General features: G+C 74.4%; 12 protein-coding genes. 11 read left to right on the forward strand and 1 reads right to left on the reverse strand.

The window, feature by feature from the left end; all coding sequences use genetic code 11:
* Together ACFWZH_RS38920 and ACFWZH_RS38925 are read left to right on the forward strand one after the other, a co-directional pair.
* A partial coding sequence (locus tag ACFWZH_RS38920; protein WP_384443076.1) for a methionine adenosyltransferase domain-containing protein occupies nucleotides 1-495 on the forward strand: 495 nt, incomplete at its 5' end.
* A 123-nt stretch (nucleotides 496-618) separates the two neighbouring features.
* Nucleotides 619-2,757, forward strand: a complete 2,139-nt coding sequence (locus ACFWZH_RS38925; RefSeq protein ID WP_384443079.1) for a primosomal protein N' — start codon at nucleotides 619-621, stop codon at nucleotides 2,755-2,757.
* 241 nt (nucleotides 2,758-2,998) lie between these two features.
* On the opposite strand, the gene ACFWZH_RS38930 is transcribed toward ACFWZH_RS38925, so the two are convergent.
* A complete protein-coding gene (locus ACFWZH_RS38930) occupies nucleotides 2,999-3,553 on the reverse strand; it encodes a hypothetical protein (protein WP_384443081.1) in 555 nt (184 codons plus the stop codon).
* A 250-nt stretch (nucleotides 3,554-3,803) separates the two neighbouring features.
* Between ACFWZH_RS38930 and fmt the strand changes: the two genes are divergently transcribed.
* From fmt to ACFWZH_RS38975, 9 genes are all read left to right on the forward strand, one after another.
* Nucleotides 3,804-4,748 (forward strand): methionyl-tRNA formyltransferase, encoded by a 945-nt coding sequence (gene fmt, locus ACFWZH_RS38935; protein WP_384443084.1) that lies wholly within the window; start codon nucleotides 3,804-3,806, stop codon nucleotides 4,746-4,748.
* 700 nt (nucleotides 4,749-5,448) lie between these two features.
* Nucleotides 5,449-6,882 (forward strand): RsmB/NOP family class I SAM-dependent RNA methyltransferase, encoded by a 1,434-nt coding sequence (locus ACFWZH_RS38940; protein ID WP_384443087.1) that lies wholly within the window; start codon nucleotides 5,449-5,451, stop codon nucleotides 6,880-6,882.
* Between the two features lie 126 nt (nucleotides 6,883-7,008).
* Nucleotides 7,009-7,692 (forward strand): ribulose-phosphate 3-epimerase, encoded by a 684-nt coding sequence (gene rpe, locus ACFWZH_RS38945; protein WP_384443090.1) that lies wholly within the window; start codon nucleotides 7,009-7,011, stop codon nucleotides 7,690-7,692.
* Between the two features lie 216 nt (nucleotides 7,693-7,908).
* Nucleotides 7,909-8,925 (forward strand): sugar-binding transcriptional regulator, encoded by a 1,017-nt coding sequence (locus ACFWZH_RS38950; RefSeq protein ID WP_384443093.1) that lies wholly within the window; start codon nucleotides 7,909-7,911, stop codon nucleotides 8,923-8,925.
* A gap of 111 nt (nucleotides 8,926-9,036) precedes the next feature.
* Nucleotides 9,037-9,504 carry a ribonuclease domain-containing protein gene (locus ACFWZH_RS38955; protein ID WP_384443097.1) on the forward strand — a complete coding sequence of 156 codons (468 nt, stop codon included), beginning with the start codon at nucleotides 9,037-9,039 and terminating at the stop codon, nucleotides 9,502-9,504.
* A 19-nt stretch (nucleotides 9,505-9,523) separates the two neighbouring features.
* Entirely contained in the window at nucleotides 9,524-9,967 is a 444-nt protein-coding gene (locus tag ACFWZH_RS38960) for a barstar family protein (RefSeq protein ID WP_384443100.1), read from the forward strand.
* 120 nt (nucleotides 9,968-10,087) lie between these two features.
* Nucleotides 10,088-11,551 carry a GuaB1 family IMP dehydrogenase-related protein gene (locus ACFWZH_RS38965; RefSeq protein ID WP_384443103.1) on the forward strand — a complete coding sequence of 488 codons (1,464 nt, stop codon included), beginning with the start codon at nucleotides 10,088-10,090 and terminating at the stop codon, nucleotides 11,549-11,551.
* Between the two features lie 402 nt (nucleotides 11,552-11,953).
* A complete protein-coding gene (locus ACFWZH_RS38970; RefSeq protein ID WP_384443106.1) occupies nucleotides 11,954-13,426 on the forward strand; it encodes an amino acid permease in 1,473 nt (490 codons plus the stop codon).
* Between the two features lie 10 nt (nucleotides 13,427-13,436).
* Nucleotides 13,437-13,829 (forward strand): Lrp/AsnC family transcriptional regulator (locus tag ACFWZH_RS38975; RefSeq protein WP_384443108.1); only part of this gene is annotated, 393 nt, incomplete at its 3' end.

The raw sequence follows: 13,829 nt of genomic DNA on the forward strand, positions 1-13,829 counted from the left end.
CGCCTGCTGGTCAACCCGACCGGTCGTTTCGAGATCGGCGGCCCGATGGGTGACGCGGGTCTGACCGGCCGCAAGATCATCATCGACACCTACGGTGGCATGGCCCGCCACGGCGGCGGTGCCTTCTCCGGCAAGGACCCGTCCAAGGTCGACCGCTCGGCCGCCTACGCCATGCGCTGGGTGGCCAAGAACGTGGTCGCCGCCGGTCTCGCGGCCCGCTGCGAGGTCCAGGTCGCGTACGCCATCGGCAAGGCCGAGCCGGTCGGTCTCTTCGTCGAGACCTTCGGTACCGCCACCGTCGACACCGACAAGATCGAGCAGGCCATCGCCGAGGTCTTCGACCTCCGCCCGGCCGCGATCATCCGGGACCTCGACCTGCTGCGCCCGATCTACTCCCAGACCGCCGCCTACGGCCACTTCGGCCGTGAGCTGGAGGACTTCACCTGGGAGCGCACCGACCGCGTGGAGGCCCTGCAGAAGGCCGCCGGGCTGTAAGCAAGCCCCTTCGCCGACGCAACCCACGGCCCCGGACCGCCCAGCGGTCCGGGGCCGTGGGCTGTTTGCCGGGCAGCTGCTCGCCTCCGCTCGCTGTCAGTGCCGTCTGCTAAGACTGAAGCTGTGAGCAGGCAGAACGGGCGAGCGGAGGAGGGGGCGTCGGACGTGGGGGAGCAGCTGGCGCTGATCCGGGAGGCCGTGCGGGAGACCAAGGCCGGGCGGGCGAAGCCGCGGACGTGGCGGGGGGCCGAGCTGGCGGCGGAGCTGCCGGTGGCGAGGGTGCTGGTCGACAAGGGGCTGGTGCACCTCGACCGGTACTTCGACTATGCCGTGCCGGCGGCGATGGACGCCGAGGCCCAGCCCGGGGTGCGGGTGCGGGTGCGGTTCGGGGCGGGCGAGAAGGGGGGCCGCCGGGAGGGCGGCAAGCTCGTCAGCGGGTTCATCGTGGAGCGGGTGGCGCAGAGCGAGTATCGGGGGGTGCTCGCGCCGATCGCCCAGGTGCTGTCGCCGGAGCGGGTGCTGGGCCCCCGGCTGCTGGCGCTGTGCCGGGCCGTGGCGGACCGGTATGCGGGGACGCTGGCCGATGTGGTGCAGCTGGCGGTGCCGCCCCGACGGGCGCGCGCGGAGGCCAAGTCGTCGCCCGAGCCACTGCCGCCCAACGCACCCCCCGATCCGGGGAGTTGGGGGCGGTATGCGGCGGGGCCCGGGTTCCTGACGGCGCTCGCGCGGGGGGACGCGCCGCGCGCCGTGTGGACGGCGCTGCCGGGGGCGACCTGGCCGCAGGAGCTGGCGCGGGCCGCGGCCGCGGCGCTGGCCGGCGGGCGCGGCGCCCTGGTGGTGGTGCCCGACGGGCGGGCCGCGGCGCGGGTGGACGCGGCGCTCAGCGAGCTGATCGGGGCCGGGCGGCATGTGCTGCTGACCGCCGATGCGGGGCCCGAGGAGCGGTATCGGCGCTGGCTCGCGGTCAGCCGGGGCTCGGTGCGTGCCGTCGTCGGGACCCGGGCGGCGATGTTCGCGCCGGTCGCCGACCTGGGGCTGGTGGCGCTGTGGGACGACGGGGACGCCAGCCACAGCGATCCGCATGCGCCGCAGCCGCATGCGCGCGAGGTGCTCATCCAGCGGTCGGTGAGCGAGCGGGCCGGCTTCCTGCTGGGCGGGCTCAGCTGCACGGTCGAGGCGGCCCAGCTGGTCGAGACCGGCTGGGCGCGACCGCTGGCCGCGGAGCGTGAGCAGGTGCGGACCGCGGCGCCACGGGTGCGTACGGTCGGGGACGGCGACGAGGCGCGCGATGCCGCGGCGCGGGCGGCCCGGCTGCCGACGATGGCGTGGCAGGTGGTGCGGGAGGGGCTCAAGCACGGGCCGGTGCTGGTGCAGGTGCCGCGCCGCGGATACGCCCCCCGGCTGGCGTGCGAGCGCTGTCGTACCCCCGCGCGGTGCCGGGCCTGCGCCGGCCCGCTGGAGGCACAGGCGGCGGGGGAGCTGGGCTGCGCCTGGTGCGGACGCCCGGAGCCGGACTGGCACTGCGCCGAGTGCGGTGGCGCTCGACTGCGGGCTCAGATCGTGGGGGCGCGGCGGACGGCGGAGGAGCTGGGCCGGGCCTTCCCGGCGGTCCCGGTGCGGACATCCGGGCGCGACCATGTGCTGGCCTCGGTCCCCGAAGTGCCCGCGCTCGTGGTGAGCACGCCGGGCGCGGAGCCGGTGGCCGAGGGCGGCGGCTACGCGGCCGCGCTGCTGCTGGACGGCTGGGCGCTGCTCGGGCGACCGGATCTGCGGGCCGGGGAGGAGGCGCTGCGCCGCTGGCTGGGCGCCGCCGCGCTGGTCCGTGGCCAGGCCGAGGGCGGCACGGTCGCGGTGATCGCGGAGCCCACGCTGCGGCCCGTGCAGGCGCTGGTGCGCTGGGATCCGGTCGGCCATGCGGTCCGCGAGCTGAGCGAGCGAGCCGAGCTGGGGTTCCCCCCGGTGTCCCGGATGGCCTCGGTGGCCGGCCGCGCCGAGGATGTCGTCGAGCTGCTGAGAGCCGCCGAACTCCCCGAGGGCGCCGAGGTGTTGGGACCCGTCCCGCTGCCGGTGCCGGACCCGGGGCGGCCGCGCCGGCCGGGCGACCCGCCCGCCGGTGAGGAGTGGGAGCGCGCGCTCGTCCGGGTCCGGCCCGGCCAGGGAACGGCGCTCGCCGCGGCGCTCAAGGCGGCCCGGGCGGCGCGACTGGTCAAACGGGAGGGAGAGGCGGTACGGGTACGGATCGACCCGCCGGACCTGGGGTGAGCAGCGACGGCCGGGAAGCCGTGACCGTCGGCTTGGCTCCTCACCGCTGCCACGGCCCGCCCGCTCCGCACCGGCGCCACTCTTCCGCCGCGGACACGGCACCGTGGACGGCGGACAGCGGAGGGCTCCATGGCCGTGGCGCCGTGGACATGGCGCCGCCCCGGGGCCGTGGCCGGCGCTCGGTCCCGGGGCGTTGGCGAGCGTGCGAAGGGCCGCGCCCGGTGTGGCGGGTGAAGCGGGGTCAGCCGTTGCGGGGGCCGGGGAAGGCGCCCGGCCGGGTCGCCTCGTCGCGGGCGGCGGGCCCGGAGGGCTGGGCGGGCAGGGAGCGGGAGCCGGGCACGGTCGGCGCGCTCGGGAGCCCGGTGGCCATGGTCACCGCGCGGGCCGGGGCGGACTCGGGCGTACGCACCGCCGGTTCGCCGCCGCTGTCGGCCGGAGGCTGGGCGGCGGCCCTGCGGGCGCCGTAACGGCGGTGCACGGCTTGCTTGGTGACGCCGAGCGCCGAGCCCACCGCGTCCCACGAGAAGCCCAGCGAACGGTCGAAGTCGACCGCGGCCGTGACGAGTGTCTCGACGCTGTCCCGCAACTCCTGGGCGAGGCGGACGGTCGGCGCGGGCGCGCGTCCGTAGACGACGAAGCCGGCGGAGGGCCCGGTACGCCGCGGCCGGTAGACGTTGCCGAGCTGAGCGGTCAGCGTGCGCAGTGCGTCCACCTGCCGGCGGACCCGCTCGATGTCCCGCACCAGGAGATGCAGGCTGGCGCGCGCCTGGGCGTCGTGGGTTGCGTGGTCGGCCATGAGCAAGCCTCTCGAACCGGCGTGGAAAAGGAAGGGTTAATGCGATCGGGCCGCCAAGGCGGCCCGGTCGTGGGTCAATGCTGTTTGACCAACGCGACAGCAGCGGCTCTGGTCACGGTATGGGGGCGTACGAGCTTCCGTGCGAGGCGCGGGAAATGTCGTACGCCCCCTGGATCCACCGCTGGGAACCGGACCAAGCCCCATAGACTGGTGCGTCGTTCCGCTGCGTGTGAGAGGTAGATCGCCACCTATGAGGCTTGTCTTCGCCGGTACCCCCGAGGTCGCCGTACCCGCCCTCGATGCCCTGATCGCCTCGGACCGGCACGACGTCGTGGCCGTCGTGACCAGGCCCGACGCGCCCGCCGGCCGCGGACGGAGGCTGGTCGCCAGCCCCGTCGCGGAGCGCGCGCAGGAGGCCGGCATCGAGGTCCTCAAGCCCCTCAAGCCGCGTGACGAGGACTTCCTGGCCCGGCTGCGGGAGATCGCGCCGGACTGCTGCCCGGTGGTCGCCTACGGTGCGCTGCTGCCGAAGGTCGCGCTCGACATCCCCGCCCAGGGGTGGGTCAATCTGCACTTCTCGCTGCTGCCCGCGTGGCGGGGCGCGGCGCCCGTCCAGCACGCGGTGCTCGCGGGCGACGAGGTGACCGGCGCCTCGACCTTCCTGATCGAGCAGGGGCTGGACTCCGGCCCGGTCTACGGGGTGTTGACCGAGGAGGTCCGTCCGACGGACACCAGCGGTGATCTGCTCACCCGGCTGGCGTTCGCCGGCGCCGGACTGCTCGTCGCGACGATGGACGGCATCGAGGACGGCACGCTCCAGGCCGTACCGCAGCCGGCCGAGGGCATCACGCTCGCGCCGAAGATCGAGGTCGAGGACGCCAAGGTGGACTGGACGACGCCGGCGCTCCGCGTCGACCGGGTGATCCGCGGCTGCGCGCCCGCGCCCGGGGCCTGGACGGTCTTCCGCGGCGAGCGCCTCAAGCTGATGTCGGCCGCCTCCGTCGCCGGGCACGGCGAACTCGGCCTCGCGCCCGGCGAACTGGCCGTCACGAAGAAGGCCGTGTACGTCGGCACCGGCAGCCACCCCGTCGAACTGCTCTGGGTCCAGCCGCAGGGCAAGAAGCCGATGAAGGCGGCGGACTGGGCGCGCGGCGTACGCATCGAGAAGGGCGAGCGACTGGGGGACACGCCTTAAGGGGCTGTTGGGGCGGGGGCCTTAGGGGGTGGGCGAACACATCCCGTAGGGGGTGCGGGCGCCCCTTGCGGGCCACAACGTGGTGGGGGTGGGGGGTATTCCGGCGCGTGGAGCCGGCAGGCGCTCCCGGCGGTCGGGCCGGGTCGGTGTCGCCAGCACGTGGGGTCAGGCAGGCGCCCCCCTAGCGGTCGGGCCGGGCCCGCTGTCCCCGCAGGTAGGGCTAGGCCGGTGTCTCAAGCGCGTGGGGCCGGGCCAACATCCCAGCGGTCGGGCCGGGCCGGTGTCGCCAGCGTGCGGGGTCAGGCAGGCGCCCAGCAGCGGTGGGGCTGGGCAGGCGTCCCCAGTGGTAGGGCCGGGGCGTCCTCAGAGTGTGGGATCAGGCAGGCGCTCCCGGCGGTCGGGCCGGGCCCGCTGTCCCCACAGGTAGGGCCGGGGGCTGGCGTCCCCAGCACGTGGGCCCGGGCAGGCGCCCCCAGCGGCCAGGCCGGGCAGGCGTCCCCACCGGTAAGGCCGGGCGCCGATGTCCCCAGCGCATGGGCCCGGGCCGGCGTCCCCGCCGGTATGCCGGGGAGGTGCTCGCCCGCCCCGTGTCCGTTTGTGTCGGTCGTCCCTGCGGGTTGCTGCCGGCCGGGCCGCGTAGGCTGGGACGGGCCCCTTGTGTGGGCGGAACCCCTAATCCCGTATCCGGAGCACCTTTTCTGTGAGTGAGCAGCCCCGCCGTCGCCCCAGCAAGCCCTATCGCCGCCCGAAGAAGGACCCGGTCAGGATCCTCGCGTTCGAGGCGTTGCGGGCCGTCGACGAGCGGGACGCGTACGCCAATCTCGTCATGCCGCCGCTGCTGCGCAAGGCCCGTGAGAGCGGTGGTTTCGACAGCCGAGACGCGGCGCTGGCGACGGAGCTGGTCTACGGGTCGCTGCGGCGCCAGGGGACGTACGACGCGATCATCGCGCAGTGCGTGGACCGGCCGCTGCGGGAGGTGGACCCCCCGGTCCTGGACGTGCTGACGCTCGGCGCGCATCAGCTGCTCGGCACCCGGATCCCCACCCACGCCGCGGTCAGCGCCACCGTCGAGCTGGCGCGGGTGGTGCTCGGCGACGGACGGGCGAAGTTCGTCAACGCGGTGCTGCGCAAGGTCGCCGCGCATGATCTGGACGGCTGGCTGGAGCGGGTCGCCCCGGAGTACGACGAGGACCCCGAGGACCACCTCGGCGTCGTGCACGCCCACCCCCGCTGGATCGTCTCGGCGCTGTGGGACGCCCTCGGCGGCGGCCGCGCCGGTATCGAGGACCTGCTGGAGGCGGACAACGAGCGTCCCGAGGTGACGCTGGTGGCGCGGCCCGGCAGGGCCACCGCCGAGGAGCTGATGGCGGCCGCCGGCGAGGAGGGCGCACTGCCCGGGCGCTGGTCGCCGTACGCGGTCCGGCTCGCGGAGGGCGGTGAGCCCGGCGCGCTGGACGCGGTACGCGAGGGGCGCGCCGGTGTGCAGGACGAGGGCAGTCAGCTGGTCGCCCTGGCACTGGCCAACGCGCCGGTCGAGGGGGCCGACCGCGCCTGGCTCGACGGCTGCGCGGGCCCCGGCGGCAAGGCGGCGCTGCTGGCCGCCCTCGCCGCGGAGCGCGGTGCGGCCCTGCTGGCGTCGGAGAAGCAGCCGCACCGTGCGCGGCTGGTGGCCCGTGCGCTGGAGGGCAACCCCGGCCCGTACACGGTGATCGCCGCCGACGGCACCCGCCCGGCCTGGCGGCCCGGCGCCTTCGACCGGGTCCTGATGGACGTGCCGTGCACCGGCCTGGGGGCGCTGCGCCGACGGCCGGAGGCCCGCTGGCGCCGCCGCCCGGAGGACCTGGACGGCTTCGCCCCGCTGCAGCGTGAGCTGCTGCGGCAGGCGCTCGCGGCGGTGCGGGTCGGCGGCGTCGTCGGCTATGCGACGTGTTCGCCGCATCCGGCCGAGACCCGGGCCGTGGTGGAGGACGTCATCAAGGGCCGCGGCGGGGCGCCGGTACAGGTGGAGTGGGTCGACGCACGGCCGCTGATGCCGGGCGTACCGGCGCTCGGCGACGGCCCCGACGTGCAGCTGTGGCCCCACCTGCACGGCACGGACGCGATGTATCTGGCGCTGCTGCGACGGACGGGCTGAGGAAGAGGCAGGGGGAGAGGGGAGGGAAGGGCCGTGGAGCGGCCGGGTGCCGGGCCGGTGGGCGAGGCGGTCGGTCGGGGCGGTCCCGGCTCCGGCCCCGCCGGACCAGGGCGCCATACTGGTCCCATGGCCTTGATCAACCCCAGCATCCTGTCCGCAGACTTCGCCCGGCTCGCCGAGGAGGCGAAGGCCGTCGAGGGCGCCGACTGGCTGCACGTCGACGTCATGGACAACCACTTCGTCCCGAACCTCACCCTCGGCGTGCCGGTCGTCGAGTCGCTGAGCAAGGCGACGGACACCCCGCTCGATCTGCATCTGATGATCGAGGACCCGGACCGCTGGGCGCCGCAGTACATCGAGGCCGGGGCCGGGTCGGTGACCTTCCACGCGGAGGCGGCGGCCGCGCCGGTGCGGCTGGCGCGGGAGATCCGGGCCAAGGGCGCGCGGGCGTCGATGGCGCTCAAGCCGGCCACGCCCATCGAGCCGTACGAGGATCTGCTCCCCGAGCTGGACATGCTGCTGATCATGACCGTGGAGCCGGGCTTCGGCGGCCAGGCGTTCCTGGACATCATGCTGCCGAAGATCCGCCGCACCCGTGAGCTGATCTCCCGGCACGGTCTCCAGCTGTGGCTCCAGGTGGACGGCGGGGTCTCCGCCTCGACGATCGAGCGCTGCGCGGAGGCCGGGGCCGATGTCTTCGTGGCCGGTTCGGCGGTCTACGGCGCGGACGACCCGGCCAAGGCGGTGCGGGACCTGCGGGAGAAGGCCGAGACGGCGACCGCGGCGGCGGGCTGGGGCTGCGCGCACTGATACGGGGCACGGGGGCCGGCGGCCCGGCCGGTGCGCCACGGGGACGCCCTCGTGGCCCGGCCGCGCCGCCAGTTGTCCATGGCGCAATCGAGCGTTCACGGCGGTCGAGGCGCCGATGGTCCCCGTTGTCCTCGGGTTTCTGAAAGGATGAGCAAAGACTCGATCAGATGCGCCAAAGGGGAGAATTTCGTGGTAGCCAGCCGCCCACAGTCCGGAATGGGCCCTGCCGAGCTGGTGCAGGCTGCGGCCATGGCCCGCCGTTTCTATCTTGAGGGAAAGTCGAAGATCCAGATCGCGGAGGAGTTCGGCGTCAGCCGCTTCAAGGTCGCGCGGGTGCTGGAGACGGCACTGGAGCGTGATCTCGTACGGATCGAGATCCGGGTGCCCTCCGAACTGGACGCCGAACGCTCCGACGCCCTGCGGGCCCGCTACGGCCTGCGGCACGCGGTGGTCGTCGAGTCGCCCGCGGACGCTCCCCCCGCCTTCGGCGGCCAGACCCCGCCCGACGACGCCGCCGACCCCGAGAACCTCGGTGAGGTCGCCGCCGACCTGCTCGGCGAGCTCGTCAACGAGGGCGATGTGCTCGGGCTCGCCTGGGGCCGGTCGACCATCCACATGGCGGCCGCGCTGCACCGACTCCCGCCGTGCACCGTCGTGCAGTTGACCGGGGTCTACGACGCGGGCACCGCCGACCGCGGCTCGGTCGAGGCGGTGCGCCGCGCGGCCGACGTCTCCGGGGGCGAGGCGCACCCGATCTACGCGCCGATGCTGCTGCCCGACTCGGCGACCGCCGAGGCGCTGCGCCGGCAGACCGGCATCGCCCGCGCCTTCGAGTACTTCGACAAGGTCACCGTCGCCTGCGTCTCCATCGGCTCCTGGGAGCCGGGCGTCTCGACCGTCTACGACATGCTGAGCGAGCAGGAGCGGGAGCACTACGCCTCGCTGGGCGCGGCCGCCGAGATGTCCGCGCACCTCTTCGACGCCGAGGGCCGCCGCATCGGCCGGGACCTGGGCGAGCGGTGCATCACGGTCGAGGCGGACCGGCTGCGCCGTATCCCCGAGGTCGTCGCCATCGCGGGCGGCCGGCGCAAGGCCGCGGCGATCGGCGCGGTGCTGCGCTCCGGGCTGGTGACGAGCCTGGTCACCGACACCGCCGCCGCCGACCACCTGCTGCTGGAGACCGGCCCCGGGCCGCGGCCGGCGCTGGACCGGGCGGATCCCGACGGGCGGTGATGCCCGCCGGGTGGCCGTGGAGCCCGGCCGCCCCTGACGCGCTCGCCGCCGGCCACCCCCGAGACGCCCATCGGCGAGCGGCTCGCGCACGCCTGTGACAGCATCGGCGCCATGGAGATCCACTCCGCCCCGCGCCGAGCCGCCGCCGTCCTCGGCGCGCTGCTCGCCGGCCTGCTCCTCGTCCTCACCGGATGCGCCACCGGCGGTGGCGACAAGGGGAGTTCGCCCGGATCGCCGCGGGTCGCGGCCACCGTCGCCACCCCCGCGCCGGGCGCCTCCGCCGTACCCGACTGGGCGCACGGCATGCCGGCCGTCCCGGTCGGCGCACTGCCCTCCCAGGCGCGGGAGACCCTGGCGCTCATCGACGCCGGCGGGCCCTTCCCCTACCGGCAGGACGGGACCGTCTTCGGCAACCGCGAGGGCCTGCTGCCCCGTCAGACGCGCGGCTACTACCACGAGTACACGGTCCCCACGCCCGCCTCGCCGGACCGCGGCGCCCGCCGCCTGGTCACCGGCCGGGGCCACGAGACGTACTACACCGACGACCACTACCGAAGCTTCAAGGCGGTGCTGCGATGACCGGCAAGGCGGTACGGCGATGACGGGCACGGTGCCGCGGCCGCTGAAGGCGGTCCTCGACGGCAGTACGCCCCCAGGGGTGCTGACCTGGCCCGCCGAGCGCCCGGTGGCCGACGCCCTGGCGGCCGCCCGGGACGCCGGCTGGACCGGCGCGTCACTGGAGCTGGACGGGGCCCGGGACAAGGCCGCCTTCATGGAGCGGTGCGCCGGCGCGCTGCGGCTGCCGTCCTGGTTCGGCCACAACTGGGACGCGCTCGCCGACTGCCTCACCGACCTGTCGTGGTGCCCGGCCGCCCGCGGCCGGCTGCTGGTCGTCACCGACTGGCAGGGCTACGCGGCCGCCGCCCCCGAGGACTGGAGCATCGTGGAGTCCGTCCTCGCGGACGCGGTGGGCTACTGGCGCGACACGGACACCGGACTGGCCGTGATCATGGCTCGTGGGCGGGGCCGCCAGGGGGCGTAGCGGCCTGACCAGGGGCGGCCCGGGAGAAGGGGCGCGGACCCCGTTGGCGGATCACACACACGGCCCGGCGGCAGCTCGGACAATCGTATGAGCCCTGGTCAGGGCCCGTATCCTGGCCATATGCGATTCCTGAATCCGAAGAACGGCGCGCTCGAAGAGAGTTCTTCGGTGCCCTACGACCTGACCTACGACGATGTGTTCATGGTGCCCGGCCGCTCCGCCGTGGGCTCCCGCCAGGGTGTCGACCTGTCCTCGCCCGACGGCAGCGGTACCACCATCCCGCTCGTGGTCGCCAACATGACGGCGATCGCCGGACGCCGGATGGCCGAGACCGTCGCCCGCCGCGGTGGCCTGGTCGTCATCCCGCAGGACATCCCGATCGACGTCGTCACCGACGTGGTCACCTGGGTCAAGCGCCGCCACCTGGTGCTGGACACCCCGATCGTGCTCTCCCCGGTCGCGACGGTCGCCGACGCGCTGGCGCTGCTGCCCAAGCGGGCGCACGGCGCGGGCATCGTCGTCGAGGGCGGTCGCCCGGTCGGTGTCGTCACCGAGCACGACCTGGCCGGCGTGGACCGCTTCACCCAGGTCGCCGAGGTCATGTCCAAGGACCTGCTGGTCCTTGACGCCGACATCGACCCGCGCGAGGCCTTCAACCGCCTCGACGCCGCCAACCGCAAGCTCGCGCCCGCGGTCGACGCGGACGGCAGGCTGGTCGGCATCCTGACCCGCAAGGGCGCCCTGCGCGCCACCCTGTACACCCCCGCCACGGACGCCGACGGCAAGCTGCGGATCGCCGCCGCGGTCGGCATCAACGGCGATGTGGCCGGCAAGGCCAAGGCGCTGCTGGACGCCGGCGTGGACACGCTCGTCGTGGACACCGCGCACGGCCACCAGGAGACGATGATCAGCGCGATCAAGGCCGTCCGGGCGCTGGACCCGCAGGTCCCGATCGTGGCGGGCAACATCGTCGCCGCCGAGGGCGTCCGCGACCTGATCGAGGCCGGCGCGGACATCATCAAGGTCGGTGTCGGACCGGGCGCGATGTGCACCACCCGCATGATGACCGGTGTCGGTCGGCCGCAGTTCTCCGCGGTGCTGGAGTGCGCCGCAGAGGCCAAGAAGTACGGCAAGCACGTCTGGGCCGACGGCGGGGTGCGCCACCCCCGCGACGTCGCCATGGCGCTGGCCGCCGGCGCGTCCAACGTCATGATCGGCTCCTGGTTCGCCGGCACGCTCGAATCGCCCGGCGACCTCCAGCACACCGCCGACGGCCGCCCGTACAAGGAGAGCTTCGGCATGGCCTCCGCGCGTGCGGTGCAGCGGCGCACGAGCGAGGAGTCGGCCTACGACCGGGCCCGCAAGGGGCTCTTCGAGGAGGGCATCTCCACGTCCCGGATGTTCGTCGACCAGGCGCGCCCCGGCGTCGAGGACCTGATCGACTCGATCATCGCGGGCGTCCGCAGCTCCTGCACCTACGCGGGCGCGGCCTCCCTGGCCGAGTTCGCCGAGAAGGCCGTGGTCGGCGTGCAGAGCGCCGCCGGCTACGCCGAGGGCAAGCCGCTCCACGACAGCTGGAGCTGATCCACCACGGGGCCGCTCAGCGGCTCCGCCGGCTCGGCTCACCGGCCCCGCACCCCATGGGTGCGGGGCCGCTCGTATATCCGGGCACCGCCGGACGGGTGTCCGCACCACGGATGTCCACCCCTTGGACGCCCCGACGGCGGGCCCGGCGTTCGGACCCCGGCGCGCAACGAACGACCGCCCGCCGCGCCGGTGCGCAACGATCGACCGCGGTTGCGCAAGGAACCCGCATTACGGCAGGTCAACAGCGGCCCGTAAGGTCATGCGCTGTACGTGGAGTGGCGGAGACCGTCAGCTCGGCGGTCTCCTGCTGCAGGTGTCTTCGGCATGCCTGCGCGCGGCCGCTGCCGGTCGCCGTCCTCCGAACCCGCCTTGACCGGCAGCGATGAAGGAGCCACCCCAGTGTTGGAGCACGGCGCAGCCCCACCCGCAGGGGACCGCGACACCCAGCCACCCGCCCCCGGAGGCCTCGGCACCCGGCTGATGCGGCGCAAACCGGTCGAGCGGCTGGTCGCCGAGGGCGGCAAGGGGGAGGGCGGTTCGCTCCGCCGCTCCATGGGCGTATGGCAGCTGACCATGATCAGCATCGGCGCCACGCTCGGCACCGGGATCTTCGTGGTCCTCGGCGAGGCCGTGCCGGACGCCGGCCCCGCGGTCGTCATCTCCTTCATCATCGCCGGCATCACCGCGCTGTTCTCGGCCCTGTCGTACGCGGAGCTGGCCGGCACCATCCCGGTCTCCGGATCGTCCTACTCCTACGCCTACGCCACCCTCGGCGAGCTGGTCGCCTGGGTCTGCGGCTGGTGTCTGATCCTGGAGTACGGCGTCTCGGTCGCGGCCGTCGCGGTGGGCTGGGGCGAGTACCTCAACGAGCTGCTCGACGGCCTCTTCGGCTTCACCATCCCCGACGCGCTGTCCGCGCCGCCCGGTGACGGCGGCATCTTCAACCTGCCGGCGCTGCTGGTGGTGCTGCTGGCGATGGCGTTCCTGCTGGGCGGGGCCAAGGAGAGCGCCCGGGCCAACACCGTCATGGTGCTCGTCAAGATCGTCGCGCTGCTGCTGTTCTGCGGTGTCGCCCTCCAGGGCGTGCGGTCCGGCAACTACGCGAACTTCATGCCGATGGGCATGGCGGGCGTCAGCGCCGCGGGCGCGACCCTGTTCTTCTCGTACATCGGCTTCGACGCCGCCTCCACGGCCGGCGAGGAGGCCAAGAACCCGCAGCGCGACCTGCCGCGCGCCATCATGCTCTCGCTGGTGATCGTCACCGCGCTGTACTGCCTGGTCGCGGCGATCGCCGTGGGCGCGATGCCCTGGCAGAAGTTCCAGGGCTCCGAGGCCGCGCTGGCCGGGATCATGAAGGCGGTCACCGGGCAGAGCTGGTGGGCCGTACTGCTCGCGTTCGGCGCGGTCATCGCCATCGCCAGCGTCGTGCTGACCGTGCTCTACGGCCAGACCCGCATCCTCTTCGCGATGTCCCGCGACGGCCTGGTGCCGAAGGCGTTCTCCAAGGTGCACGCCAAGACCGGTGTGCCGCGCGTGAACACCGTGATCGTGTCGCTGTTCTGCGGCGTGCTGGCCGCGGCGGTGCCGCTGGGCCAGCTGGCCGACGCCACCAGCATCGGCACCCTCTTCGCCTTCGCACTGGTCAACGTGGCCGTGATCGTGCTGCGCCGGACGCGTCCCGACATGCCGCGCACCTTCCGCACGCCGCTCTCCCCGCTCTTCCCGGCCATCGGCTTCGTGCTGTGCCTGTGGATGATGTACAGCCTGGAGGCGGTGACCTGGGTGGTCTTCGGTGTCTGGATGGTCGTGGGCCTTGTGGTCTACTTCGGATACGGCTTGCGCCGCTCCCGATTGGCCACGTCAGAGAAGTGATCCACCCGCAGTGCGACTGAACGATCTCGACGAACGCATCGTCCACGCCCTCGCCGAGGACGCCCGCCGCAGCTATGCGGACATCGGCCAGGAGGTCGGGCTGTCCGCTCCGGCCGTCAAGCGCCGGGTGGACCGGCTGCGGGCCGACGGAGCGATCACCGGCTTCACCGTACGGGTGGACCCGGCCGCGCTCGGCTGGGAGACCGAGGGCTACATCGAGATCTACTGCCGCCGCAACACCTCGCCCGAGTCGATCCACCGCGGCCTGTCGCGCTACCCGGAAGTGGGGGGGGGCGGCCCCCCGGCCCCGGGGGGGGGGGGTGCCCCCCCCGCCCCCCCCGGGCGGGGCCCCCCCCGGGGGCCACCGGGGCCCCCGCCGCGCCCCCCCACCGGCCCCGGTCCT

The organism is Streptomyces sp. NPDC059008 (assembly GCF_042749045.1).
GTDB lineage: Bacteria > Actinomycetota > Actinomycetes > Streptomycetales > Streptomycetaceae > Streptomyces.

Bases quoted from the DNA above. Each gene is read 5' to 3' on its own strand.
- ACFWZH_RS38965 (WP_384443103.1), top strand. From the start codon at position 10,088: ATGCGATTCCTGAATCCGAAGAACGGCGCGCTCGAAGAGAGTTCTTCG.
- ACFWZH_RS38955 (WP_384443097.1), top strand. From the start codon at position 9,037: ATGGAGATCCACTCCGCCCCGCGCCGAGCCGCCGCCGTCCTCGGCGCG.
- rpe (WP_384443090.1), top strand. From the start codon at position 7,009: ATGGCCTTGATCAACCCCAGCATCCTGTCCGCAGACTTCGCCCGGCTC.
- fmt (WP_384443084.1), top strand. From the start codon at position 3,804: ATGAGGCTTGTCTTCGCCGGTACCCCCGAGGTCGCCGTACCCGCCCTC.
- ACFWZH_RS38930 (WP_384443081.1), bottom strand. From the start codon at position 3,553: ATGGCCGACCACGCAACCCACGACGCCCAGGCGCGCGCCAGCCTGCAT.
- ACFWZH_RS38960 (WP_384443100.1), top strand. From the start codon at position 9,524: ATGACGGGCACGGTGCCGCGGCCGCTGAAGGCGGTCCTCGACGGCAGT.
- ACFWZH_RS38950 (WP_384443093.1), top strand. From the start codon at position 7,909: ATGGGCCCTGCCGAGCTGGTGCAGGCTGCGGCCATGGCCCGCCGTTTC.